Below are 23,146 nucleotides of genomic sequence, written 5' to 3' on the forward strand. Positions count from 1 at the left end.
TTGCGGCGTTTTTCGCTCACTTTTCGCGGAGAACGTTAGTGTTTACTGGAATCATCGAAGGCGTCGGCCGGCTGGCCGCACGCGATCCCCTCGGCGGCGATGTCCGCTTCACCTTCCATGTCGGCAGCCTGCCGTTCGAGCACGTGCAGATGGGCGAGAGCATCGCTGTCAACGGCGTGTGCCTGACCGTGGTTGCCTTTGACGCCAGCTCGTTCCAGGCCGATGCCTCGACCGAGACGCTCGGCCTGACCACCCTGGGCCAGCTGGACGCCGGCGCGGTGATCAACCTGGAGCGTGCCATGCGCCCGACCGACCGCCTCGGCGGCCACCTGGTCAGCGGCCATGTCGACGGGCTTGGCCAGGTCCTGTCCATCCACGACGACGCGCGTGCCCAGCGCTGGCGCTTCGCCGCCCCGGCCGGACTGCTGCGTTACATCGCCAGGAAGGGCTCGATCTGTGTGGACGGGGTCAGCCTGACCGTCAACGAGGTCGATGACGTCGGCTTCGAGGTCGCGCTGATCCCGCATACCGTGGCCCATACCGCCTTCGCCGCCACCGGCGTGGGCAGCGCGGTCAATCTCGAGATCGACCTGGTCGCCCGCTATGTGGAGCGCCTGGTGGGCCTGCCGGCCGAAGCTCGGCAGCCCACCGGGCAGGGCGCCCTCGCGCAGGGAGCATCCGCATGAATTTCGCCCCCATCCCCGACATCCTCGAGGACATCCGCCTCGGCCGCATGGTGGTCATCGTCGACGACAAAGACCGCGAGAACGAGGGTGACCTGATCATGGCCGCCGAGCTGGTCAAGCCGTCGGACATCAACTTCATGGTCACCCATGGCCGCGGCCTGGTGTGCCTGCCGCTGACCCGCGAGCGCGCCGCCGACCTCGGCCTGGCGCCGATGGTGCAGGCCAATACGGCGCAGTTCCAGACCAACTTCACGGTCAGCATCGAAGCCGCCGAGGGCGTCACCACCGGCATTTCCGCCTATGACCGTGCGCATACCATCCGCACCGCGGTGAAGCCGGACGCCAAACCGGCCGACCTGCACCAGCCGGGCCACATCTTCCCGCTGATCGCCCAGCCGGGCGGGGTGCTCACCCGCGCCGGCCACACCGAAGCCGGGGTCGACCTGGCCATGCTGGCCGGGCTGGAACCGGCCGGCGTGCTGGTGGAGATCCTCAATCCCGACGGCAGCATGGCGCGCCGCCCGGAGCTGGAAGTGTTCGCGCGCGAGCATGGCCTGAAGATGGGCTCGATCGCCGACCTGATCGCCTACCGGCTGGCCACCGAAAAGACCGTCGAGCGCGTCGACGAGCGTGACATCGACACCGAATTCGGCCCGTTCAAGCTGGTCACCTACCGCGACCGGATCGCCCACGACCTGCATTTCGCACTGGTCCGCGGCACCCTGGACACCGAACCGACCCTGGTCCGGGTGCAGGTGGAGAACCCGTTGGCCGATCTGCTGCACTGGCGCCGCGACGATTTCGGCGTGGCCTCCACCGACGCCCTGCGCGCCATCGCGGCCGCCGAACGTGGGGTGATGGTGGTGCTGTCGGCGCCGCGCGACAGCAACAGCCTGCTGGCCCGCCTGCGCCAGCAGCCGCAGCCGGTCGTGCCGGGCAAGGACAAGGACGTCAGCCAGTGGCGCCGCAACGGCGCCGGCGCCCAGATCCTGTCCGACCTCGGCCTGGGCAAGCTGCGCGTGCTCGGCACCCCGCGGCGCCAGATCGGCCTGGCCGGCTACGGCCTCGAAGTCGTCGAGACGCTCACGCCATGACCCGACCGGATCGCCGTAGAGCCACGCCCTGCGTGTCTGCGCGGTCCGGAGTCGTCCGCAAAGCCAGGCAGGGCCTGGCTCTACGGTAGAATGTCCCTCTTTTATTGAATAACCTGCCGATCATGAGCCACTACGAAGGCGATCTCCGGACACCGGAAAAGGGCCGTTTCGCCATCCTCGCCAGCCGCTGGAACGCCCGCATCACCGATGTACTGGTGGCGGGTGCGCGGCAGAGCCTGGCCGGCAACGGCATCGACGAAACCGCCATCGACGTGATCCGCGTCCCCGGTGCATGGGAGCTTCCGCTGGTCGCCGCGCGCCTGGCGGCCGCGCATGAACACGCCGCGATCATCGCCCTTGGCTGCGTGATCCGCGGCGACACCCGCCACTACGAACACGTCGCCGATGGCTGCGCCGAAGGCCTGATGCGCGTCCAGCTGGACTTCGGCGTGCCGGTGCTCAACGGCGTGCTCGCGGTCGAGCGTGTCGAGGATGCCGAGGCCCGTGCCGGTGGCAGCCATGGCAACAAGGGCGAAGAAGCCGCACTGACGGCGTTGGAAATGGTCAATCTTCTGGAGCAGTTGCCGTGAACAAGTCAAATCCGGGCAAGCCCTCCGGCAAGCCGGTCCGCCGTGATGGCATCGACCCGGTGCACCGCTCGCGCGCGCGCCGTCGTGCCCTGCAGGCCATCTATGCCTGGCAGATCTCCGGCGGCAACGCGCAGTCGGTGATCGCCCAGTTCGCCCACGAACAGGCCCGCGAAATCGCCGACCTGGCCTATTTCGAAGCGCTGGTGCATGGCGTGCTCGACCACCGAAAGGACCTGGACGAGGCGCTGGAGCCGTTCGTGGATCGCAGCATCGACGAAGTCGACGCGATCGAACGTGCCGCGCTGCGCGTCGCCGCCTACGAACTGCGCTACCGCATCGACGTGCCGTACCGCGTGGTGATCAACGAAGCGATCGAGTCGACCAAGCGCTTCGGTTCCGAACACGGCCACACCTATGTCAATGGCGTGCTCGACCGTGCCGCCGTCGAGTGGCGCAAGGCCGAAAGCGGGGGCTGAGCCCCGGCCCGGGCGCGCGCATGTCCCTCGCCGAATTTTCCCTGATCGAACGCATCGCCGCGCGCACCCGTGCGCGGGCCGATGTGGTGCTCGGCATCGGCGACGATGCCGCGCTGCTGCAGCCGCGCGCCGGCGAGCAGCTGGTGGTGACCGCCGACACGCTCAACAGCGGCGTGCACTTTCCGGCCGAAACCCCGGCCTATGACATCGGCTGGAAAACCCTGGCGGTCAACCTGTCCGACCTGGCCTCGATGGGCGCACGCCCGTCGTGGTGCGTGCTGGCGCTGTCGTTGCCCGGGGCCGATCCGGCCTGGGTGGATGCGTTCGCCGATGGCTTCTTCGCCCTGGCCGATGCGCACGACATCGTGCTGATCGGGGGCGACACTACCCGGGGTCCGTTGTCGTTGTCGGTCACGGCGATGGGGCAGGTAGCGGCGGGCACCGCATTGCGCCGCGATGGCGCGCAGGTGGGCGACGATGTATGGGTCAGCGGCACGCTCGGCGATGCCGCAGTGGCATTGCGGGCCTGGCAGGGCGGGACGCTGGACATCCGCGCGGCCGCGGACGACGCGCAGGTCGAGACCCTGCGCCTGCGCCTGGCGCGGCCTACGCCGCGGGTGGCGCTGGGGCGCGCGCTGGTCGGGCTGGCGCATGCCGCCGTCGATGTTTCCGATGGCCTGTTGGCCGACCTGGGCCACATCTGCGAACGCAGTGGCGTCGCGGCCCGCCTCGATCTCGACCGCCTGCCGGTGTCGGCTGCCGCCCGGGCGCGGGTGGGGCAAACCCACGCGCGCGAGGCCGCCCTGCGCGGCGGCGATGACTACGAGCTCTGTTTCACCGCCGCGGCGACGCAACGCGCCGCCATCGAGGCGGTCGCGCTGCGGCTGGCGTTGCCCTTGACCCGCATCGGCGAAGTGGTCGCGGGCCAGGGCGTCACCACAGGCAGCGACACCCCGGGCCCGCAGGGCTACGAGCACTTCACCGAGCTGTAGCGCGGACTACCAGCGATACGCAAGGCCCAGGCGCGCGCCGCGTTCGCGGAAGCCGCCGTCCCCGCGCATGACCCCGACGCCGCCCCACGCGGACACGCCGTTGCGCCATTCCGCCTGCGCGCCGGCATCGAGCGCGTAGCGGTCGCGCGGCGTGCTGGTGCCCAGTGCTTCACCGTCGAATGCCACGCCGCCAAGGCTGCCTTCGCGGTACCAGTTGGCGGCCAGGTAGGGCCGTGCCTGGCGCACGCCGCCCGCGACCGCCTCGCCCTGCAGGCGCAGGCCGAGTCGTCCGGACAGCCCGGCGTTGCCCAGGCTGCGCACCTGGGTGCCGTTGGCCTCGCGGTGCAGGTCGGTGGACGCATCGGTATGGATCAGCTGCAGTTCGGGTTGCACGCCCAGCGCCATGCGGCCCAGCTGGCCCACGCGGATCCGATAGCCCGCTTCCAGCGAGGATTGCAGCACGGTGGCGTCGTAGCGTTCGATGGCGAGCCCATCGCCCTCGACCCGGTTGGCGAAGCGGCCGTGCTGCACCGAAGCGTCCACGAACACCGCCTCGTTGTCCCACTGGGCGTAGGCGCCCACCGCGCCGCCGACCACCGTGCCGCGGGCGCTGTAGCCGGTGATGGACGAGCGCGAGCGCGCCTGCGAGCGCGCCGCGGTGAGCATCACGCCGACCCGGCCGTGCTCGGCGAAGGTCGCGATGTCCGTGCCCAGCTGCAGTCGCGACCGGTCGACGGTCAGCTCGATCTGGTCTGCGACCGAGGGCAGGCGGCTGTGGCGGCTGTCCACCGCCGCCCAGCTACGGCTGGTGTCGGCGCCGGTCGGGTTGCGGTCGCGTGCGCCGTGACGCAGCAGGTGGTGCAGCGCGAACTGATTGGCGAGGTAGGCGCCGGTTTCCGGGCGCAGGACCGGCGTCGGCGCGACCGGATCGGCCGGATCTGCCGGGTCAACGGGTTCGACTGGATCGACTGGATCGACTGGATCGACGGGATCGACTGGATCAATCGGATCGACCGGATCAACCGGATCGACCGGATCAACCGGATCAACTGGATCAACTGGATCAACCGGATCGACTGGATCAACCGGATCGACTGGATCAACCGGATCAACCGGATCAACCGGATCGACCGGATCAACCGGATCAACCGGGTTGCACTGCGGCAGGCTGGGATCTGCGTCGCACGGGTCCGGCGCGGCCGCCTGCGAACGCAGGTACCAGCTGCCGTCGCCGCCCTTGAACAGGAAATAATCGTATTGGCCGCCGACGGCACGGCCGACAAGATCGAACACGGCGCTGGAGGTGCCGCCCACATGGATGAGCTCGATGCCCTCGTCGGTCCTGGCACCGGCACCGCCTGCGTTGAGCACGCGCACCCAGGCCTGGCCGGTGGCGTCGCCGGCGATGCGCAACCGGTCGGTCGCGGTGTGGTCATCGCCCAGCACGGTGTTGAAGAACACGGTGCCGCCGTTGCCGACGAACTCGTCGACCGACAGCGTGTTGAAGTACGTGCCGTCGCCCAGCGTCAACGTGCCGCGGCTGTCCAGCTGCAGGCGACCGACACTGCTGTCGCCGGTGAGCAGCCAGCTGCTGCCGGTGCCGAGCTGCACGGAAGACACCTGGGTAAACCGGCCTTCGATGCGTGCATCGTTCTGCAGCACCAGGTCGATGCGCGCACCGGCGGCGCTGTCCTCCAGGCGGATGTCGCCCTGCAGGCGGGCGTTGTCGACCACGACATTCACCTCTGGCCCGCCGGCCCGCGTTTCGACCGGTGAGTTGTACACGCGCAGCAGGTGGCCGTCGCCGCCGGTAAGCCGCGCACCATTGGCGATGCGCACGTCATAGGTATGCTGCGCGTTGTGCACCTCGATCGCGGCGCCGCGGCCGGACTGGATCGTAGAGGCGTCCACCACCAGGCTGGCGTCGTCCGCATTGTCGTGCAGCATCACGCCAACGTTGCCGGCGTCGATGTGCGAGCCGTTGCCCAGTGCGACGTGACCTGCACCCTGGCGGATCCCGATGCCGGTGGTGTAGTGCGGCTGGTCAGCCCGGTCCACCACGTGGATCGTGCTGGCGTCGAGCAGGACCCGGGCCTGGTGGTTGCTGTTGAGCATGACGATGCCCATCGTGTTGACCGACTCCGGCGTGTCCTCGCCCAGGGCCAAGGCGCTGTAATGCAGGAACACCCGGGAGTCCGCCCACAGGTCGATGCCTGCGTTGTCGATGCGTGAGTAACTGGCCAGCAGCTCCGATCCGTTGCGCAGCGTGACCGCCGCATAGTCGAAGGGGCCACGTTCCACACGCGCGTTGAGCAGCATGGCCAGGCTGCCCCCCGTCGCGTTGATGCTGTAGGCGTTGCCACCGTTGACACGCAGTTCCGCGCCATTGGTCAACGTCCAGAGTTCCCTGGCATCGCCGGACACGACCTCATGGAAGGCATTGTCCAGTTCACCGGCCGCAAGCGGTGCGGCGGCCAGGCCGGCGATGGCCACGGCCAGCCCGCCCACGAGTGGACGCAGGGCGGGAATGCGGCGACGCGCGTCGCCGGAGAGATTCGTCATGTTTGGATCCTTGGGGGGAGGAGGCGAACGACATGCCGCCGCCGGTGCTGCCACCTCTGCACCCACGCAGCAGGCGTGCGTGGACCGGGTGTCGCGGCGGTTGTCCAACGGGCGACAAGGATGCGCAGCCCGATCAAGGGCACCCATGCAAAGAGTTGCAAACGCACACGCGATCGCCGCGGGTAGACGCGGGGGCAATGGTTTACGCGCCAGAAGCGGCGGTGGCAGTGTCGGGTATGGCGCACACACGTGCGCCGTGCATCACGCCGGCGGCAATACCTTGCCCGGATTGAGGATCCCGTCAGGATCCAGTGCGTGCTTGATCGCGCGCATCGCGGCCAGGGTGGCCGGGGTAAACGCCTGCGCCATGAAATCGCGCTTGGCCAGGCCGATCCCGTGCTCGCCCGACAGCGTACCGCCCAGGGACAGGGTCAGCGCGAAGATCCGTGGCAGCGCCGCGTGCGCGCGTGCGTTTTCGTCAGCATCCTCGGGGTGGTAGAGGATGTTGACGTGCAGGTTGCCGTTGCCGGCGTGGCCGAAGGTGACGATGGTCAACGCGTACTGCTGCGCCAGCGCCTGCACCCCGGCGACCAGGTCGGGGATGCGTGACACCGGTACCACCACGTCTTCGTTGATCTTGCCCGGTGCGATGCTGCGCAGCGCCGGCGACAGTGCCTTGCGCGCTGCCCACAGCGTCTCGCGCGCGCTGCCTTCCATCGCCACGTCCAGCGTCAGCATGCCGTCGCCTTCGGCGGCCGAGGCCAGGGCCTGCAGCAGGTAGGGCAGGGTGTCGTGGTCGCCGTCGGCTTCGACCAGCAGCATCGCGCCCGCCTCGGGAACCTCCGCGCCATTGCGGCGCAGCAGTTCCAGGCTGCGTGCGTCCATGAACTCCAGCCGGGTCGGTACCACCGGCTGCGCCATCAGCCGCGACACGCCTGCGGCGGCCGCATCGGCATCGCGGTAGAGCACGCGCAGGCCGGTCTGGGTCACCGGCAGCGGGGTCAGCTTCAACGTGGCTTCCACGATCAGCGCCAGCGTGCCTTCGCTGCCGACCAGCAGGTGGGTCAGGTCATAGCCAGTGGCGTCCTTGGTGTAGGCGCCGCCGCACTGGATCAGCTCGCCGGCGCCGGTGACCGCCACCAGGCCGAGCACGTTGTCGCGGCTGGTGCCGTACTTCACCGCGCGCGGGCCGCCGGCGTTGCAGGCCAGGTTGCCGCCGATGCTGCAGATGTCGGCACTGGAGGGATCCGGTGCCCAGAACAGGCCATGTGTGGCCAGCGCGTGCTGCAGGTCGCCGTTTAGCACGCCCGGCTCCACCACCGCGCAGCGGTTGCCCGGCTGGATGTCGAGGATGCGGTTCATGCGCGCGAACGACAGCACGATGCTGCCGTTGACCGGTACCGCCGCCCCGGTGGTGCCGGTGCCCGCGCCCCGTGCCACCACCGGCACGCCATGCGCGCGGCAGGCGCGCACGATCCGCACCACCTGGTCACGGTCGCGCGGCAGGGCCACGCCATCGGGCAATGCATGCCGCCATGAATTGTCCTGCGCATGTGCGGCCAGCGCGGCGGCATCGGTGCGCCAGCCGTCCTCCCCCAGCAGGCTGAGCAGGGTCGCTGAAAATGCGGCAGGCAAGGTCATGGTCATTACAGGTTCCCGGTAGCGCCGGCCGTTGGCCGGCCGTCCAGATCATCAAACAAAGCCGCAATCCTCCAGCCGGAACGCATCGCGCAACCAGTTCAGCCGGGGCGGTTCGCCACTGGCTTCGACCACGTCGAACCGGCACGGCTGCTGCGCCAGCTCCGGGTGCGACAACAGGAACAGGCGTGCCGCCAGCACCAGCTTGCGCCGCTTGCGCAGGTCCACCGAGGCCGCACCGCCGCCGTAGCGGGCATCGGCGCGGTAGCGCACCTCGACGAACACCGTGGTGCCGCCATCGCGCATCACCAGGTCCAGCTCGCCGCCCTTGTAACGCACGTTGCGGGCGAGCGGGCTCAGCCCGGCGCCGCGCAGGTGGCCAAGCGCGGCGGTTTCCACCGCGGCGCCCCGCTGTGCACGTGCGCTGGGCACCGCGCTCAGTTGCTGCTGGCCACCGGCATCGGACGGCCACCGCTGAAGGTCGACCAGGCCGGAACCCGCAGCACGTTGCCATTGCTGTCCAGGAACAGCGTGCCGGTGGCGCCGGCCAGGCCGCCCTCGTTGGCGACCTTGTCCAGGTAGGCGCTGATCTTCCAGGCGTCGAAGCCGAAGGCGAACAGGCGCCCGGCCGCGCCGCGTGCGGTCGGCAGGATCTGTGCGGTGGTGCTCGCCGACGGCAGGCCCGCCACGCCGCGCACGTTCCAGGCTTCGTTCGGGTAGACGATGCCGTCCAGTGCCATGTCTTCTTCCGGCTTGCCGGTGCCCAGGGTGAGCTGCGAGGTGCCCACGCGGGTGGCGCCGCCGACACCGGCCAGCGCCAGCTGCGGCGCCAGCGCGCGCGCCTGCGGGGCCTTCACCGCCAGCAGCACGCCGTCGACCGCACCGGCGGCGCGGACCTGCGCGCCGATGTCGCCGACCGTGTCGTTCACGCCCAGCGTCGCCAGCACCTGGCCGCCGCGCTGGGTGAAGCGCTCACGGAAGGCGGCGGCGGTGCGGCGGCCGTTGTCGTCATTGCTATGCACCACCAGCACCTTGCTACGTTCGCGGCTGCGCAGGAATTCGGCAGCGATGATGCCGTCGTCCTCCGGTGCCAGCGAGAAGCCGGCGCTGCCGGCCGGCGGGCTGCTCTTGCCACGGTTCAGCGCCAGCACCGGTACGGGCAGGTCGGCGCGGCCGAACACCGCGTCCACCTCGTCGCGGCCGAGCGGGCCGACGATGAAGTCCGCGCCGGCAGCGACCGCCTTGTCATAGGCGGCCGTGGCGCCGGTCGGGGTGCCGGCGGTGTCGATGAACTGGATCTCCGGACGTTGCCGGCCTTCACCGTAGTAGCCACTGAGCAGGCCATCGCGCACCGGCTGGGCGGCGGTGGCCAGGCGTCCGCTGAGCGGCAGCAGCACCGCCATCCGCACCGGCGGGCGGTACCCATCGGCCATCGCCGGTGGCCGCTTGCTGGTGTCGAACTGGGCCACGCCATCGCGGTCGAACGGGCGCGGCAGCGGCAGGCCACGCGCGATCAGCGCGCGGCCGGCGAAGTTGTACAACGGTTCGTTGGCCGGCAGCGCGGCGGCGCGCGTGCGCAGGGTGGCATCGTCCAGGCTGCCGAGCAGGCCGGCGATGGCCTGCTGGTTGTCGGCGCGCGCCTGGCCACTGAGCGCGGCGTGGGCGCGGGCACGCTCGGTGGCGGCACCGACCACATCGCCATTGGCCTGCAGCGCGTTGGCGCGGGCCAGCTGCCAGCGCGTGCGCAGCGGCGTGACGACGGTGTCGGAGGATTCCTTCAGGAAACCCAGTGCCTGTGCCGGCTGCTTGTCGGCCAGCGCCAGTTCGGCGCTGGTGAGGTGGAAGCGCTGCAGGCTGGCGCCGCTGAGCTGGCGTGGGTTGACCTGGGCCAGCAGGGTGCGGGCGCGCGCCGCATCGCCGGCGTCGTGCCAAGCAAACGCCGCATCGGCGAGCGCGGCGCTGCGCGCATTGCCGCGCAGCGTGTTGGCCAGGGCTTCCAGCTGCACCGCGGCCTCACGCGGCTTGCCCTGATCGATCAGCGCCAGCGCCTGGCTCCGCGCCGGCGACTCCGGGGCGCTGGTCAGGCTGGTCGTGGCGCAGCCGGCGAGCAGCAGCAGCGACAACGACAGGGCGGAGATCCGTGCGGCGGGCTTGTTCATGATCAGGTCCATTCGATGGGGTCTCGTACACGTTAGGATTCTACCCTTGACCTGCGAGTGCCGTTGCGATGAGTGCTGTCCCCACGCTGTATGTCGTTGCCACCCCGATCGGCAACCTTGCCGACCTGACCCCGCGCGCGCAGGACGTGCTGCGTTCGGTGGCCGCGATCTGCGCCGAGGACACCCGCCGCAGCGGCCAGCTGCTGGCCCATTTCGGCATCCAGCAGCCGCTGGTGGCCCTGCATGACCACAACGAGGAGGTGCTGGCGCAGCGCATCGTGGCCCGCCTGCAGGCGGGCGAATCGTTGGCCCTGGTCAGCGACGCCGGCACCCCGCTGGTGAGCGACCCGGGCTACCGGCTGGTGCGCGCCGCGCGCGCGGCCGGCATCCGGGTCAGCCCGGTACCGGGCGCCTGCGCGGCCATCGCCGCGCTCAGCGTGGCCGGCCTGCCCAGCGACCGCTTCACCTTCGAGGGCTTCCTGCCGGCCAAGGGGTCGGGGCGCCGCGAGCGCCTGCAGGGGCTGGCAGGGGAAACCCGTACCCTGGTGTTCTACGAATCCTCACACCGCATCGCGGAGTCGCTCGCCGACATGGTTGCCGCATTCGGCCCGGAGCGGCCTGCGGTGCTGGCCCGCGAACTCACCAAGCTGTTCGAGACCGTCCTCGATGGCGACCTGGCCAGCCTGCTGCGCCAAGTCGAAGCCGACGAGAACCAGCGCAAGGGCGAATTCGTGGTGATGGTCCAAGGCGCCGCCAATGACGAAGAGGCCCAGCTCGCCCAGGGCCGTCGCCTGTACGCCAAGCTCAGCGAGCACCTGCCGCCTTCAACCGCGGCGAAACTGGCCGCAGAACTCACCGGCGCCCCGCGAAAAGCGTTGTACGGCGGATGAGCTGATAGACTACGCATGGCAGAGTCGGCCAGGCAGTCGCGTCATTCCTTCGGGAATGCCGAGGAAAGTCCGGGCTCCGCAGGGCAAGATGCCAGGTAACGCCTGGGCGGCGCGAGCCGACGGAAAGTGCAACAGAAAGATACCGCCTACGTTCCCTCCGGGGAGCCGGTAAGGGTGAAATGGTGCGGTAAGAGCGCACCGCGAGTCTGGCAACAGACCGGCACGGCAAACCCCATCTGGAGCAAGACCAAATAGGGTCCTCATGGCGCGGCCCGCGTCGGGACCGGGTAGGTTGCTTGAGCGCCACGGTGACGTGGCGCCTAGAAGAATGACTGTCCACGACAAAACCCGGCTTATCGGCCGGCTCTGCCACTTTCTTCGCAGAAGGCGAAAAGAGCCCGGAATCTGCTGAGCGGATGTCTGGGCCCCCGAGGCGTGACGACCAACGGTCGTCACCGGTCAGGGTCGGCGTACATGCGGTACTGCGCTGCCGAAATGAACTGCGAGAAGGCTTCGCACCAGACCACGACGGTGGTGTAGGCCTCCACGTCCACGTCGGCGGGGACGTCGAGCAGGAAGCGGTCGAAGGTCTTTACGTCGCCGATCAGCTGGGCGTCCTGCTTGATGCGCAGGAAATCGCTGCGGTTGTCCACGAACTCCCGCGCCAGGTACACCTTGTAGTCGGGACCGGGCGCCATGCGGCCGTCGAAGACGATCTGCATCGCGCTGACGCCGACCTTGCCGTCGGCCCAATGCACCGGATCGCTGCCTTTCAGGCCGCGTTCGAACCGGGCGCTGTGTTCGCTGTTGGCCATGGCCTGCGCTACCACCGCAGCGTTTGGCCCATCGGGTGCGGTCAGGATCGGCAGCAGGTACACGCCCGCGCCGAAGCCGGCGGCGAGGGTCAAGGCATGGGTGGCGAGGAGCAGGGTCAGTCGGCGCTTCATCAGGGGGTTCCGGTCAGGGTGGGGCGCAGGGCGCCAGCGGCGCGTTGGCGCCGGTACCGGAAAAGAGCGCGTGGGCGCGTGGATGGATGCGCCGGTCGGGCCGGCACGTGCGCGGCGTTTACCCTGCAGCGGGAATCGGCACCGGCGCGGAAGGACCCACGCGGAGCGCGGTTTCGCCGATGCAGGCGCCAGCGGGGTCGAAGCGACGCTCGCGGATGAAGCCCTGGCCGCCCGCGTCCAGCGCGATCACGGTGCTGGCACGGGTGCCGTAGTCGGGGCTGCGGATGAACGCCGAGGACAGCCAGCGCTCGCGCTCCAGGCCGATCCCGGTGTCGGGCAGGGTGCTGTCGTCGGCCCGGCTTTCGTCGGCCAACGCCGCCCACAAGGGCGCAAGGTCGTCGCGGCCGGCGTCGATCCAGGCCTGCAGGGCTGCATTGAGCGCCTGCGTCTTCGGCCACGGTGCGTCCAGCGGACCGTTGGACATGCCATGGATGCCCGGCGCCAGCGTCTGCCGCAGCAGCGGGTGGTTGCCCAGGAACTGGCAGCTGTGGCGGTCGGCCAGCAGCAGGTTGAACGGGGCGAAGGCTGCCGCATCTCCTGCCAGCGTGTCGGCGAAGCGGTCGGCCGGCGTGCTCGCGCGCAGGTAGTCGGCGACCAGCGCACCGCGCGATGGACCGGTCTGCCGCGCCAACGGATCGCGTACGTTGGTCACCACCGCCATGCGGCCGTCGGCGCCGACGCCAGCCCAGGTGCCGCCCGAGCGCAGGTCGCGGCCGGCCAGGACGCCCAGGTCGGGCGCCGCCCAGGCGGACAGCGCTGCGGTCGGACGCTGGTGGAATTCATCGCGGTTGCCGGCCATCAGCAACTGCCAGCGGGGGTGGACCTTCCAGGCCAGGGTGAGCAGACACATGCCACGCATTGTGCCGAATCTGCGCAGCGACCGCCGCCTCGCGACCTCGCGCGGACTGAATGCGTGGCGATGTTTCACGCGGTCTACACAGGCCTGAACTTCGACCCAATCTCAAAAATTGAGACGAAACAGCAACTTGTGGATAAGCCTTGAACAAGTCTCTAAACATTGCTGCAAGCCCTTGATGTCCAAGGTGATTTCCGCCTCGCAAAACTGTTGACAACCCCATCGCCGCTGCTAAGGTGGGCAACGGAGGGAAAACCGGGTTTTTTGTGGTTTTTCGTGGTTCAATGTTTCACCGGGCGAAGGAAAGGTGCACGCGTCGTGTTTCAGGGCGAGACGGCCATCACAGTTGACGACAAAGGGCGCATGGCGGTTCCGACCGCGCATCGCGATCTGGTCGCGCGCGTGAGCAACAACCGCCTGGTCCTGACCTACAACCCGTTCGAGTCCGGCTGCCTGTGGCTGTATGCCGAGGCGGAGTGGGAACGGGTCCGCGACGACGTCATGGCCAAGCCCAACACACAGCGCGTCGTGCGACTGCTGCAACAGAAGCTGGTCGGTTCGGCCGCGCATCTGGAGCTGGATGGCAACGGCCGCATCAGTATTCCGGCAAGCCACCGCAACGCTGTTGGCATTGAAAAGAAGGCGGTGTTGCTCGGCATGGGCGACAAATTCGAATTGTGGAGCGAGCAGGCTCATCGCGCACTGATCCAGCAGACGTTGTCTGACGAGGATCTGGGCGATGGGTTGCTCGACCTGAAGTTGTGACCCGGGGTGCCCGGGTGCGCGGAGGCGCGCAGGCCGGTCACCTTCCGGTGTCGCAGTCGCCGGCGGGCCATCTGCCGGTGCTGTACACGCAGGTCCTGGACGGCCTGAAGGTGATCGAAAACGGAACGTATCTCGATGGCACGTTCGGTCGCGGCGGTCACGCCCGCGGCGTGCTCGAGCAACTCGGTCCTGGAGGCCGACTGCTGGTCATGGACAAGGATCCGGAGGCAATCGCGGTAGCCGAGCGCGATTTCGCGCCGGACCCGCGTGTCTCGATCTTCCGTGGCAGCTTCGCCGACCTGCTGCACTGGAGCGCAACCGCCGACGGCCTGGACGGGGTGCTGTTCGACCTCGGTGTGTCCTCGCCGCAGCTGGACGTGGCCGAGCGCGGTTTCAGCTTCGGCAAGGACGGCCCGCTGGACATGCGCATGGACCCGGACAGCGGCGAAAGCGCCGCGCAGTGGCTCAACCGTGTCGAAGAGCGCGAGCTGATGGACGTGCTCTGGACCTATGGCGAAGAACGCCAGGGGCGCCGCATCGCACGCGCGATCATCGCGCGCCGCGACAGGCAGCCGTTTACCCGCACCGCCGAACTGGCCGAGCTGATCGCGTCGGTGATGCCGCGTGGCAAGGACAAGATCCACCCGGCCACGCGCAGCTTCCAGGCGATCCGCATCCACATCAACCGCGAACTGGCCGATCTCGAGGCCGGGCTCGACGCCGCCATGGCGCGGCTGAAGCCGGGTGGTCGGCTGGCGGTGATCAGCTTCCACTCGCTGGAAGACCGCATCGTCAAGCAGTTCATGAACCGCCACGCCAAGGCGCCGCCGAGCAACCGCCGCCTGCCCGAGCTGGCCGCGTTCGTGCCGACCCTGGACCTGGTGGGGGGCGCGATCAAGGCCGAAGACGACGAGCTGGTGGTCAATCCCCGCTCGCGCAGCGCCGTGCTGCGCGTGGCCGAAAAGCGCGCGGTGGCCGGATGAGCCGCCTGCTGCTGGTCGTGCTGCTGGCCTGCACCATCGCCTCGGCGATCGGTGTGGTGTTCATGCGCCATCGCCATCGGCAGACCTTCGTCGAACTGTCGCGCGTGGAGCGCGCCCGCGACGAACTGAACATTGAATTCGGCCGCCTGCAGCTGGAGCAGGCAACCCTGGCCGAAGCCACCCGCGTCGACCGCGTGGCGCGCGAACGGCTGGGCATGAAGTTCCCTGAAGCGGCGGATGTCGTGGTGGTGCGGCCATGAACAAGACCGGCCGCAACCGTGCGCGCAACAGCTTCAACCTGCGCCAGCGCCTGAAGTGGGTCGGGCTGGCGCTGGGCCTGTGCTCGGTGTCGCTGGTCGGCCGTGCCGCCTACGTGCAGCTGGTCAACAGCGACTTCTACCAGCGCCAGGGCGAAGCGCGTTACCTGCGCGAACTGCCGATCAACACCTCGCGCGGCATGATCACCGATCGCAACGGCGAGCCGGTGGCGGTGTCGACCCCGGTCGCCTCGATCTGGGTCAACCCGCAGGAACTGATGCGCGCGCCCGACCGCATTCCGGAGCTGGCCACCGCACTGGGCATGCCGCTGGACGAGCTGACCTCGAAGCTGAGCCAGAAGGCCGACAAGGAATTCATGTACCTGCGCCGCCGGATCAACCCGGACGACGCGGAGAAAGTGGTGGCGCTGAAGATCCCCGGCGTAGCCTCGCAGCGCGAATTCCGTCGTTTCTACCCGCAGGGTGAAGCGATGGCGCACGTGCTCGGCTTCACCAATATCGACGACCGTGGCCAGGAAGGTCTGGAACTGGCGTTCGACGAATGGCTGCGCGGCAAGGCCGGCGCCAAGCGGGTGATCCGCAACCGCAAGGGCGACACGGTTGAAAGCGACCTGCTGCGCGCGGCCGAGCCGGGAAAGGACCTGACCCTGAGCATCGACCGGCGCATCCAGTTCCTGGCGTTCAAGGAGCTGCGCAACGCGCTGATCGAGAACAAGGCCGCCGGCGGTTCGATGGTGATCATGGACGTGGCCACCGGCGAAGTGCTGGCCATGGTCAACCTGCCGACCTACAACCCCAATTCGGTGGGCGGCGCCGCGCCGGACACCCGTCGCAACCGCGCGGTGACCGACCTGGTCGAGCCGGGTTCGACCATGAAGCCGTTGACCATCGCCTCGGCGCTGCAGTCCGGCGTGGTCACCAAGGACACCACGGTCGACACCAACCCGGGCTACATGGCGATCGGTCGCTATACGATCAAGGACGTGCCGCGCAACAACGGCGTGCTCAACGTCACCGGCGTGATCACCCGCAGTTCGAACATCGGCGCGGCCAAGATCGCCGCGAAGATGCCCGACCAGGTGTTCTACGACCACGTGCACAGCTTCGGCTACGGCTCGTCCCCGCACAGCGGCTTCCCCGGCGAATCGGCCGGCGTGTTCCCGCGCCCGGCGCGCTGGAGCGGCTCCTCCAAGACCACCATGTCCTACGGCTACGGCCTGAACGTCACCCCGTTGCAGATCGCCACGGCATACTCGGCACTGGGCAATGGCGGCAAGCTGATCGCGCCGACCTTCGTCAAGGGCCAGCGCAACGAAGGCAAGCAGATCATCGACGAAAACGTCGCCCGCGAAGTGGTGGCGATGATGGAGACGGTGGTCACCCAGGGCGGCGCCAAGCAGGCGGCCGTGCTCGGATACCACGTCGCCGGCAAGACCGGTACCGCGCGCAAGGCCGGCCCCGGTGGCTATGAGCGCGGCCATTACAATGCGCTGTTCGCCGGCGTTGTGCCGGCCAGCAACCCGCGCTTTGCCACCGTCATCGTGATCAACGACCCGCAGGCCGGCAAGTACTACGGCGGCCTGGTCTCCGCTCCGGTGTTCCACAACGTCATGGAAGGCGCGCTGCGCCTGATGGACGTGCCGCCGGACGACATCGATTCCTGGCTGGTCGCCCAGCAGTCGGGGAAGATGGGCCACGCCGCGTCCTCGCTGCCGACCCCGCCGCCGGCCGAGGCCGTGGTCGCGCCGGACGCCGCCGCCGAATTCGATGCCGCGCTGCCCACCGCGCACGCCCCGGTGCCGCCCGCGCAGGGAGGCACGCAATGAGCCAGATGATGTTGCTTTCGCAGTTGCTTCCCGACGTGGTGCTGAGCCACGACCCCTCCATCACCGGCCTGGTGCTGGACAGCCGCGCGGTGCGCCCCGGCAATGCATTCGTGGCCATCGCCGGCTTCGGCGCGCACGGGCTGGGCTTCGTCGACCAGGCCCGCGCCGCGGGTGCGGGCGCGATCCTGTTCGAGCCGCCGGCCCCGGCGGAGCTGCCGGCCCCCGCCGACGCCATTGCCGTTCCCGGCCTGCGCGCGCGCATGGGCGGCATGGCCGACCAGTTCCACGGGCATCCGTCGCGCGCGATGACCATGGTCGGGGTCACCGGCACCAACGGCAAGACCTCCACCGTGCAGCTGCTGGCCCAGGCCTGGCACCTGCTGGGCACGCCCAGCGGTAGCATCGGCACGCTCGGCGTGGGCCTGTACGGCCACGTGGTGCCGACCGGTTTCACCACGCCGCTGGTGCTGCAGATGCATGCGGTGCTGGCCGAACTGCGCGACCAGGGCGCGGCTGCCGTGGCCATGGAAGTCAGCTCGCATGCGCTGGACCAGGGCCGTGTCGACGCCGTGCATTACGACGTGGCGGTGTTCACCAACCTCACCCGCGACCATCTCGACTACCACGGCGACATGGCCCGCTACGGCGCGGCCAAGGCCAAGCTGTTCCACCGCGAGGGCCTGAAGGCGGCGGTGGTCAACCTGGACGACAGCTTCGGCAGCGAACTGCTGCGCACCGTCGCACCGGGCGTGCGCCAGATCGGGGTCAGCTCGCGCGGCGCGCAGCAGGCCGCGCTGCGTGCCGATTCGCTGCGCATGGACGGGCGCGGCATTGCCTTCGACCTGGTCGTGGACGGCGCTCGCCACCCGGTGCAGTCGCCGCTGCTCGGCCGCTTCAACGTGGACAACCTGCTGGCCGTGGCCGGCGCGCTGTTCGCGCTCGGGCACGCGCCGGCGGCCATCGCCCACCTGCTGTCGCAGCTGCAGCCGATCGCCGGGCGCATGAACCGCCTGGGCGGCGAGGGCGGGCAGCCGACCGTGGTGATCGACTACGCGCACACCCCGGACGCGCTCGAACAGGCGTTGGACAGCCTGCACGGCCACCTGGCCGGCCGCCTGTTCTGCGTGTTCGGCTGCGGCGGCGAACGCGATACGGGCAAGCGCCCGCAGATGGCGGCGATCGCAGAACGCCTGGCCAACGGCGTGGTGGTCACCGACGACAACCCGCGCGGCGAAGACGGCGATGCCATCGTCGCCGACATCCTGGCCGGGCTGGCGAACCCGGCGGCCGTGACCGTGCAGCGCGACCGCGCCGCGGCCATCGCCACCGCGATCGCCCAGGCGGGCGAGGGCGACATCGTGCTGATCGCCGGCAAGGGCCATGAGCCCTACCAGGAAATCAACGGCGTGCAGCATCCGTTCAACGACACCGAGGTGGCGGCCCGCGTGCTGGCGCAGCGACAGGAGGGCGCACGATGAAGCGCACTCCGCTGTCGCTGATCGCGCATTGGGCCGGTGGCGAGATCCATGGCGACGACACCGCCATCGACGCCATCAGCAACGACACCCGTACCCTGGCGCCGGGAAGCCTGTACGTCGCCCTGCGCGGCGAGCGTTTCGATGGGCATGACTTCGCTGCCGACGCGGTGGCCCGCGGGGCCAGCGCGATGCTGGTCGAACGCCTGCTCGAGGTGGCCGTGCCGCAGATCGTGGTCGGCGACAGCGAACATGCGCTGGGCCGCATCGCGGCGGGCATGCAGCGCGACCGCAGCGCCGCGGTGTTCGCCATCACGGGCAGCAACGGCAAGACCAGCGTCAAGAGCCTGCTGCTGGCGATCCTGGAGCAGGTCGCGCGCGAACGCGGCGCCGTGGTGTATGCCAACCCGGGCAACCGCAACAACGAGATCGGCTTGCCGCTGGCGGTGATCGATGCGCCGGAGGACGCCGACTTCGCCATCTACGAGATGGGTGCCGGCAAGCCGGGCGACATCGCCTACCTCACCGACATCGCCCGCCCGCAGTACGCGCTGGTCAACAACATCGCCCCGGCGCACCTGGAGCGGATGGGCAACCTGCAGGGCGTGGCCAGCACCAAGGGCGCCATCTACGCCGCGCTGCCCGCCGATGGCGTGGCGGTGATCAACGCCGACGATGCGTTCGCGGCCTGGTTCGAACAGCACATCGTCGGCCAGCCGCCGCGCAGCCGCGTGCTGCGCTATGCGCTGGACCACAGCGCGGAAGTCACCGCGCAGGCGATCCGACCGACCGCCGAGGGCAGCCAGTTCACCCTGGTCGCGCCCAGCGGCGCGATCAGCATCGCGCTGGCGCTGCCCGGCCGGCACAACATCAGCAACGCGCTGGCGGCGGCGTCGCTGGCGCTCGCGGCCGGCATCGGCCTGGACAGCATCGCCGCCGGCCTGGCCCGCGCCGAGCCGGTGCCCGGGCGCCAGATCGCACACCGCCTGCCCAGTGGCGCGGTGCTGATCGACGACAGCTACAACGCCAACCCCGGCTCGCTGTCCGCCGCGATCGATGCGCTGGCCGCGTCGAAGGATGAAGGCTGGCTGGTGCTGGGCGACATGCGCGAGCTCGGTCCGGACGGCGAGGCGCTGCACGCGCACGCCGGTCGGCGCGCGCGCGAAGCCGGACTCAAGCGCCTGTACACGCTGGGCACGCTGAGCGCGGCCGCATCGCAGGCGTTCGGCGACGGCGGGCACCATTTCCACAGCCACGACGCGCTCGCCGCGGCGCTGGCCGATGAACTGCGTGCTGGCGTGCGTTGCCTGGTCAAGGGCTCGCGCGGCAGCGCCATGGACAAGATTGTGAAAGCGCTGCTGGCGCGAGGAGAGGAAACCCCCCATGTTGCTTGAACTGGCCCGATGGCTGCAGCAGTTGGAGAGCCTGTTCGGCTTGTTCGGCTATCTGACCCTGCGCGGCATCCTCGCCGCGCTTACCGCGCTGTTCCTGTCGCTGTGGCTGGGCCCGGCGATGATCCGCAAGCTCGCCCAGTTCAAGGGCGGCCAGCCGATCCGCACCGACGGGCCGCAGACCCACTTCTCCAAGGCCGGCACGCCGACCATGGGCGGCTCGCTGATCCTCCTGACCATCACCCTGTCGGTGCTGCTGTGGGCCGACCTGCGCAACCGCTATGTGTGGGTGGTGCTGGCGGTGATGCTGTGCTTCGGCGCGATCGGCTGGTATGACGACTGGATCAAGATCGTGCGCCGCGACCCGAACGGCCTGAAGTCGCGCTGGAAGTACCTGCTGCAGTCGATCTTCGGCCTGGCCGCGGGCCTGTTTCTGTTCTACACCGCCGACGTACCGGCGGCGCTGACCTTCTATATCCCGATGTTCAAGTCGGTGGCACTGCCGCTGGCCGGGATCAGCTTCGTGGCGATCGCCTACTTCTGGATCGTCGGCTTCTCCAACGCGGTCAACCTGACCGACGGCCTGGATGGCCTGGCGATCATGCCGACCGTGCTGGTGGCCTGCGCGCTGGGTGTGTTCGCCTACGCGTCGGGCAACGTAGTGTTCTCCAACTACCTGCAGATCCCGCAGATCCCCGGCGCCGGTGAACTGGTGATCATCTGCGCGGCGATCGCCGGCGCGGGGCTCGGCTTCCTCTGGTTCAACACCTACCCGGCGATGGTGTTCATGGGCGACATCGGCGCGCTGGCGCTGGGTGCGGTGCTCGGCACCATCGCGGTGATCACCCGCCAGGAGCTGGTGCTGGTGATCATGGGCGGCGTGTTCGTGATCGAAACGCTGTCGGTGATGATCCAGGTCGCCTCGTTCAAGCTGACCGGCAAGCGCGTGTTCCGGATGGCGCCGATCCACCACCACTTCGAGCTCAAGGGCTGGCCGGAGCCGCGCGTGATCGTGCGCTTCTGGATCATCTCGGTGGTGCTGGTGCTGATCGGCCTGGCCACGTTGAAGGTCCGCTGATGAACGACCTGTCGCGCCAGGCAACCCGCCTTGAAGCCATCGGAGGCCACTTCGACAAGTGGCTGCTGGGCGCGATCATCGCGCTCACCGGGCTGGGCGTGGTGATGGTCGCGTCGAGCTCGATCGCGTTGATGAGCAGCCCGTTCTACTACCTCAACCGCCACCTGATCTTCCTCGCGGTGGGTATCGTGCTGGCCGGCCTGGCCATGCGCACCGAGCTCAAGAGCATCGAGCAGTACAACCAGATGCTGCTGCTGGGCTGCTTTGCGCTGCTGGTGGTGGTGTTCATTCCCGGCCTGGGCAGCAGCGTCAATGGCGCACGGCGCTGGATCAACCTCGGCTTCTCCAAGTTCCAGACCGTCGAAGCGGTGAAGGTGCTCTACATCGTGTGGCTGTCCAGCTACCTGGTGCGCTTCCGCGACGAGGTCAACGCCACCTGGCCGGCCATGCTCAAGCCGCTCGGCGTGGCCGGCGCGCTGGTGGTGCTGCTGCTGCTGCAGCCGGACTTCGGCTCCTCGACCCTGCTGCTGGCGATCACCGCCGGCATGCTGGTGCTGGGCGGAGTGAACCTGCCGCGCATGTCGATGCCGATCGTGTTCGGGCTGGTGGCGATGAGCGCGCTGGCGATCATCGAGCCGTACCGCATGCGCCGCATCACCTCGTTCTGGGACCCGTGGGCGGACCAGCAGGGCGACGGTTACCAGCTGTCCAACGCACTGATGGCCGTGGGCCGTGGCGAATGGACCGGGGTCGGCCTCGGCAACTCCGTGCAGAAGCTGTACTACCTGCCCGAAGCGCACACCGACTTCATCTTCTCGGTCACCGCCGAGGAGCTGGGCTTCGTCGGTACCTGCCTGATCGTGGCGCTGTATGCGCTGCTGGCCGGGCGCGCGTTCTGGATCGGCATGCGCTGCGTGGAAATGAAGCGCCACTTCTCCGGGTACATCGCCTTCGGCATCGGCCTGTGGGTGAGCATGCAGAGCTTCGTCTCGATCGGCGTCAACCTGGGCATTCTGCCGACCAAGGGCCTGACCCTGCCGCTGATCTCGTCGGGCGGTTCGAGCATCCTGATGACCTGCGTGGCGATGGGCCTGCTGCTGCGCGTGTCCTACGAACTGGACCGCGCCGAGCGCCGCCAGGCCGTTCGCATGGGCGCCGCCGAGCTGGACGATGTCGCACCGGTCGAGTCGCCGGCCAGTGCCAGCGCAGCGGCGCCGGCACCTGCCCATCGCGACAGCGCGCCGCGCGGCACCAGCCGCATGCAGCAGCGCATCGAACCGACCCTGGGGAGGATGGGATGAGCGCCCACGCATCCCCGCGCCCGGTGTTGATCATGGCCGGCGGTACCGGTGGCCACATCTTCCCTGGCCTGGCCGTGGCCCGGGTGCTGCGCGCGCGCGGCATCCCGGTGACCTGGCTGGGCAGCGAGGGCGGCATGGAAACCCGCCTGGTGCCGCAGCACGACATCCACATCGACACGCTGGCCATCAGCGGCCTGCGCGGCAAGGGCAAGCTGGCCCTGCTGACCGCGCCCGGGCGCCTGCTGCGCGCGGTGCGTGCGGCCGGTTTCCTGATCCGCGACCGCCAGCCGCGCGCGGTGATCGCCTTCGGTGGCTTCGCCTCCGGCCCCGGCGGCCTGGCCGCCCGCCTGCACGGCCTGCCGCTGCTGGTGCACGAACAGAACCGCGCGCCGGGGCTGACCAACCGCGTGCTGTCGCGCTTCGCCCGGCGCGTGCTGACCGGCTTCCCGGGCAGCTTCGCCCAGCGCGAGGAAGCGGTGGGCAACCCGGTGCGCGCCGAGATCGCCGCGATCGCCGCCCCCGAACAGCGCCTGTCCGACCGCCACGGGCCGCTGCGCCTGCTGGTGCTTGGCGGCAGCCAGGGCGCACGCGCGCTCAACAACGCGGTGCCCAAGGCACTGGCCGCGGTTGCCGGCGAGTTCGCCGTCGAGGTGCGCCACCAGAGCGGTGAAAAGCTGCATGCCGAAGCGCTGCAGGCCTACCAGGATGCCGGCGTCGCCGCGCAGGTGCAGCCGTTCATCGCCGACATGGCCGACGCCTTCGGCTGGGCCGACCTGGTGGTGTGCCGTTCCGGCGCGTCGACCCTGGCCGAGCTGTGCGCGGCCGGCGTCGGCAGCGTGCTGGTCCCGTTCGCCGCGGCGGTGGACGACCACCAGACCCGCAATGCCGAATACCTGGTCGAGCGTGGCGCGGCTGTGCTGCTGAAGCAGGACGACGCGCTCGCGCTGCAGCTGCAGCACGTGCTGCGCGACCTGGCCGCCAATCCCGCCCGTCGCATGCAGATGGCGGTTGCCGCGCGTGCGCTGGCCAAGGTCGATGCCGCTGAGCGCATCGCCGACATCATCCTCGAGGAATCCAAATGAACACCGCAACGCGAGGC

At 69.4% G+C, this 23,146-nt stretch carries 21 protein-coding genes and 1 other RNA gene; 16 read left to right on the forward strand and 6 right to left on the reverse strand.

Features of this window, described 5'->3' with window-relative positions:
- Positions 1 to 38: 38 nt before the first annotated feature.
- From FSZ13_RS16500 to thiL, 5 genes are all read left to right on the forward strand, one after another.
- Positions 39 to 686, forward strand: a complete 648-nt coding sequence (locus tag FSZ13_RS16500; RefSeq protein WP_145481511.1) for a riboflavin synthase — start codon at positions 39 to 41, stop codon at positions 684 to 686.
- Positions 683 to 1,780, forward strand: a complete 1,098-nt coding sequence (ribB, locus tag FSZ13_RS16505; protein WP_145481512.1) for a 3,4-dihydroxy-2-butanone-4-phosphate synthase — start codon at positions 683 to 685, stop codon at positions 1,778 to 1,780. The genes FSZ13_RS16500 and ribB overlap by 4 nt, the downstream gene beginning before the upstream one ends.
- 122 nt (positions 1,781 to 1,902) lie before the next feature.
- Positions 1,903 to 2,370: a 6,7-dimethyl-8-ribityllumazine synthase gene (ribH, locus tag FSZ13_RS16510; RefSeq protein ID WP_145481513.1), complete on the forward strand. Its 468-nt coding sequence runs from the start codon at positions 1,903 to 1,905 to the stop codon at positions 2,368 to 2,370.
- Positions 2,367 to 2,846: a transcription antitermination factor NusB gene (gene nusB, locus FSZ13_RS16515; RefSeq protein WP_145481514.1), complete on the forward strand. Its 480-nt coding sequence runs from the start codon at positions 2,367 to 2,369 to the stop codon at positions 2,844 to 2,846. The genes ribH and nusB overlap by 4 nt, the downstream gene beginning before the upstream one ends.
- 20 nt (positions 2,847 to 2,866) lie before the next feature.
- On the forward strand, positions 2,867 to 3,838 hold the full coding sequence (thiL, locus tag FSZ13_RS16520; protein WP_145481515.1) for a thiamine-phosphate kinase: 972 nt from the start codon (positions 2,867 to 2,869) through the stop codon (positions 3,836 to 3,838).
- Between the two features lie 6 nt (positions 3,839 to 3,844).
- Here the strand turns inward: thiL and FSZ13_RS16525 are convergent, their stop codons facing one another.
- From FSZ13_RS16525 to FSZ13_RS16540, 4 genes are all read right to left on the reverse strand, one after another.
- A complete protein-coding gene (locus tag FSZ13_RS16525) occupies positions 3,845 to 6,400 on the reverse strand; it encodes an autotransporter outer membrane beta-barrel domain-containing protein (protein WP_186308971.1) in 2,556 nt (851 codons plus the stop codon).
- Between the two features lie 261 nt (positions 6,401 to 6,661).
- A complete protein-coding gene (locus FSZ13_RS16530; RefSeq protein WP_145481516.1) occupies positions 6,662 to 8,047 on the reverse strand; it encodes an FAD-binding oxidoreductase in 1,386 nt (461 codons plus the stop codon).
- A gap of 45 nt (positions 8,048 to 8,092) precedes the next feature.
- The gene (locus FSZ13_RS16535; RefSeq protein WP_145481517.1) at positions 8,093 to 8,470 is read right to left on the reverse strand and encodes a YraN family protein; all 378 of its coding nucleotides are present in this window, start codon (positions 8,468 to 8,470) and stop codon (positions 8,093 to 8,095) included.
- A gap of 5 nt (positions 8,471 to 8,475) precedes the next feature.
- The gene (locus tag FSZ13_RS16540) at positions 8,476 to 10,197 is read right to left on the reverse strand and encodes a penicillin-binding protein activator (protein WP_145481518.1); all 1,722 of its coding nucleotides are present in this window, start codon (positions 10,195 to 10,197) and stop codon (positions 8,476 to 8,478) included.
- 68 nt (positions 10,198 to 10,265) lie between these two features.
- Here FSZ13_RS16540 and rsmI point away from each other — a divergent pair, with 68 nt between their 5' ends.
- Both rsmI and rnpB read left to right on the forward strand, forming a co-directional pair.
- On the forward strand, positions 10,266 to 11,087 hold the full coding sequence (gene rsmI, locus FSZ13_RS16545) for a 16S rRNA (cytidine(1402)-2'-O)-methyltransferase (RefSeq protein WP_145481519.1): 822 nt from the start codon (positions 10,266 to 10,268) through the stop codon (positions 11,085 to 11,087).
- 20 nt (positions 11,088 to 11,107) lie between these two features.
- An RNA gene (rnpB, locus tag FSZ13_RS16550) (RNase P RNA component class A) lies at positions 11,108 to 11,459 on the forward strand.
- 80 nt (positions 11,460 to 11,539) lie between these two features.
- On the opposite strand, the gene FSZ13_RS16555 is transcribed toward rnpB, so the two are convergent.
- Together FSZ13_RS16555 and FSZ13_RS16560 are read right to left on the reverse strand one after the other, a co-directional pair.
- The gene (locus FSZ13_RS16555) at positions 11,540 to 12,034 is read right to left on the reverse strand and encodes a DM13 domain-containing protein (RefSeq protein ID WP_145481520.1); all 495 of its coding nucleotides are present in this window, start codon (positions 12,032 to 12,034) and stop codon (positions 11,540 to 11,542) included.
- A gap of 118 nt (positions 12,035 to 12,152) precedes the next feature.
- The gene (locus FSZ13_RS16560) at positions 12,153 to 12,944 is read right to left on the reverse strand and encodes an NRDE family protein (RefSeq protein WP_145481521.1); all 792 of its coding nucleotides are present in this window, start codon (positions 12,942 to 12,944) and stop codon (positions 12,153 to 12,155) included.
- Positions 12,945 to 13,268: 324 nt separating this feature from the next.
- On the opposite strand from FSZ13_RS16560, the gene mraZ reads away from it, so the two are divergent.
- The 9 genes from mraZ to murG are packed head-to-tail and all read left to right on the forward strand — an operon-like array spanning position 13,269 to position 23,129.
- Positions 13,269 to 13,715, forward strand: a complete 447-nt coding sequence (gene mraZ, locus FSZ13_RS16565) for a division/cell wall cluster transcriptional repressor MraZ (protein WP_145481522.1) — start codon at positions 13,269 to 13,271, stop codon at positions 13,713 to 13,715.
- A gap of 14 nt (positions 13,716 to 13,729) precedes the next feature.
- A complete protein-coding gene (gene rsmH, locus FSZ13_RS16570; RefSeq protein ID WP_145481637.1) occupies positions 13,730 to 14,698 on the forward strand; it encodes a 16S rRNA (cytosine(1402)-N(4))-methyltransferase RsmH in 969 nt (322 codons plus the stop codon).
- Complete coding sequence (gene ftsL, locus FSZ13_RS16575) at positions 14,695 to 14,958, forward strand: cell division protein FtsL (RefSeq protein ID WP_068849221.1); 264 nt, start codon at positions 14,695 to 14,697, stop codon at positions 14,956 to 14,958. Before rsmH ends, ftsL begins: the two co-directional genes overlap by 4 nt.
- A complete protein-coding gene (locus FSZ13_RS16580) occupies positions 14,955 to 16,802 on the forward strand; it encodes a peptidoglycan D,D-transpeptidase FtsI family protein (RefSeq protein ID WP_145481523.1) in 1,848 nt (615 codons plus the stop codon). The genes ftsL and FSZ13_RS16580 overlap by 4 nt, the downstream gene beginning before the upstream one ends.
- Positions 16,799 to 18,280 carry a UDP-N-acetylmuramoyl-L-alanyl-D-glutamate--2,6-diaminopimelate ligase gene (locus FSZ13_RS16585; RefSeq protein WP_145481524.1) on the forward strand — a complete coding sequence of 494 codons (1,482 nt, stop codon included), beginning with the start codon at positions 16,799 to 16,801 and terminating at the stop codon, positions 18,278 to 18,280. The genes FSZ13_RS16580 and FSZ13_RS16585 overlap by 4 nt, the downstream gene beginning before the upstream one ends.
- Positions 18,277 to 19,671, forward strand: coding sequence for a UDP-N-acetylmuramoyl-tripeptide--D-alanyl-D-alanine ligase (locus FSZ13_RS16590; RefSeq protein ID WP_145481525.1), 1,395 nt, complete (start codon positions 18,277 to 18,279; stop codon positions 19,669 to 19,671). Before FSZ13_RS16585 ends, FSZ13_RS16590 begins: the two co-directional genes overlap by 4 nt.
- Positions 19,661 to 20,746, forward strand: a complete 1,086-nt coding sequence (gene mraY / locus FSZ13_RS16595) for a phospho-N-acetylmuramoyl-pentapeptide-transferase (protein ID WP_068849228.1) — start codon at positions 19,661 to 19,663, stop codon at positions 20,744 to 20,746. The genes FSZ13_RS16590 and mraY overlap by 11 nt, the downstream gene beginning before the upstream one ends.
- Positions 20,746 to 22,047: a putative lipid II flippase FtsW gene (gene ftsW / locus FSZ13_RS16600; RefSeq protein ID WP_145481526.1), complete on the forward strand. Its 1,302-nt coding sequence runs from the start codon at positions 20,746 to 20,748 to the stop codon at positions 22,045 to 22,047. The genes mraY and ftsW overlap by 1 nt, the downstream gene beginning before the upstream one ends.
- Complete coding sequence (gene murG, locus FSZ13_RS16605) at positions 22,044 to 23,129, forward strand: undecaprenyldiphospho-muramoylpentapeptide beta-N-acetylglucosaminyltransferase (protein WP_145481527.1); 1,086 nt, start codon at positions 22,044 to 22,046, stop codon at positions 23,127 to 23,129. Before ftsW ends, murG begins: the two co-directional genes overlap by 4 nt.
- Positions 23,130 to 23,146: the final 17 nt, after the last annotated feature.

The organism is Stenotrophomonas rhizophila (assembly GCF_007667275.1).
GTDB classification, from domain to species: Bacteria; Pseudomonadota; Gammaproteobacteria; order Xanthomonadales; family Xanthomonadaceae; genus Stenotrophomonas; species Stenotrophomonas maltophilia_AE.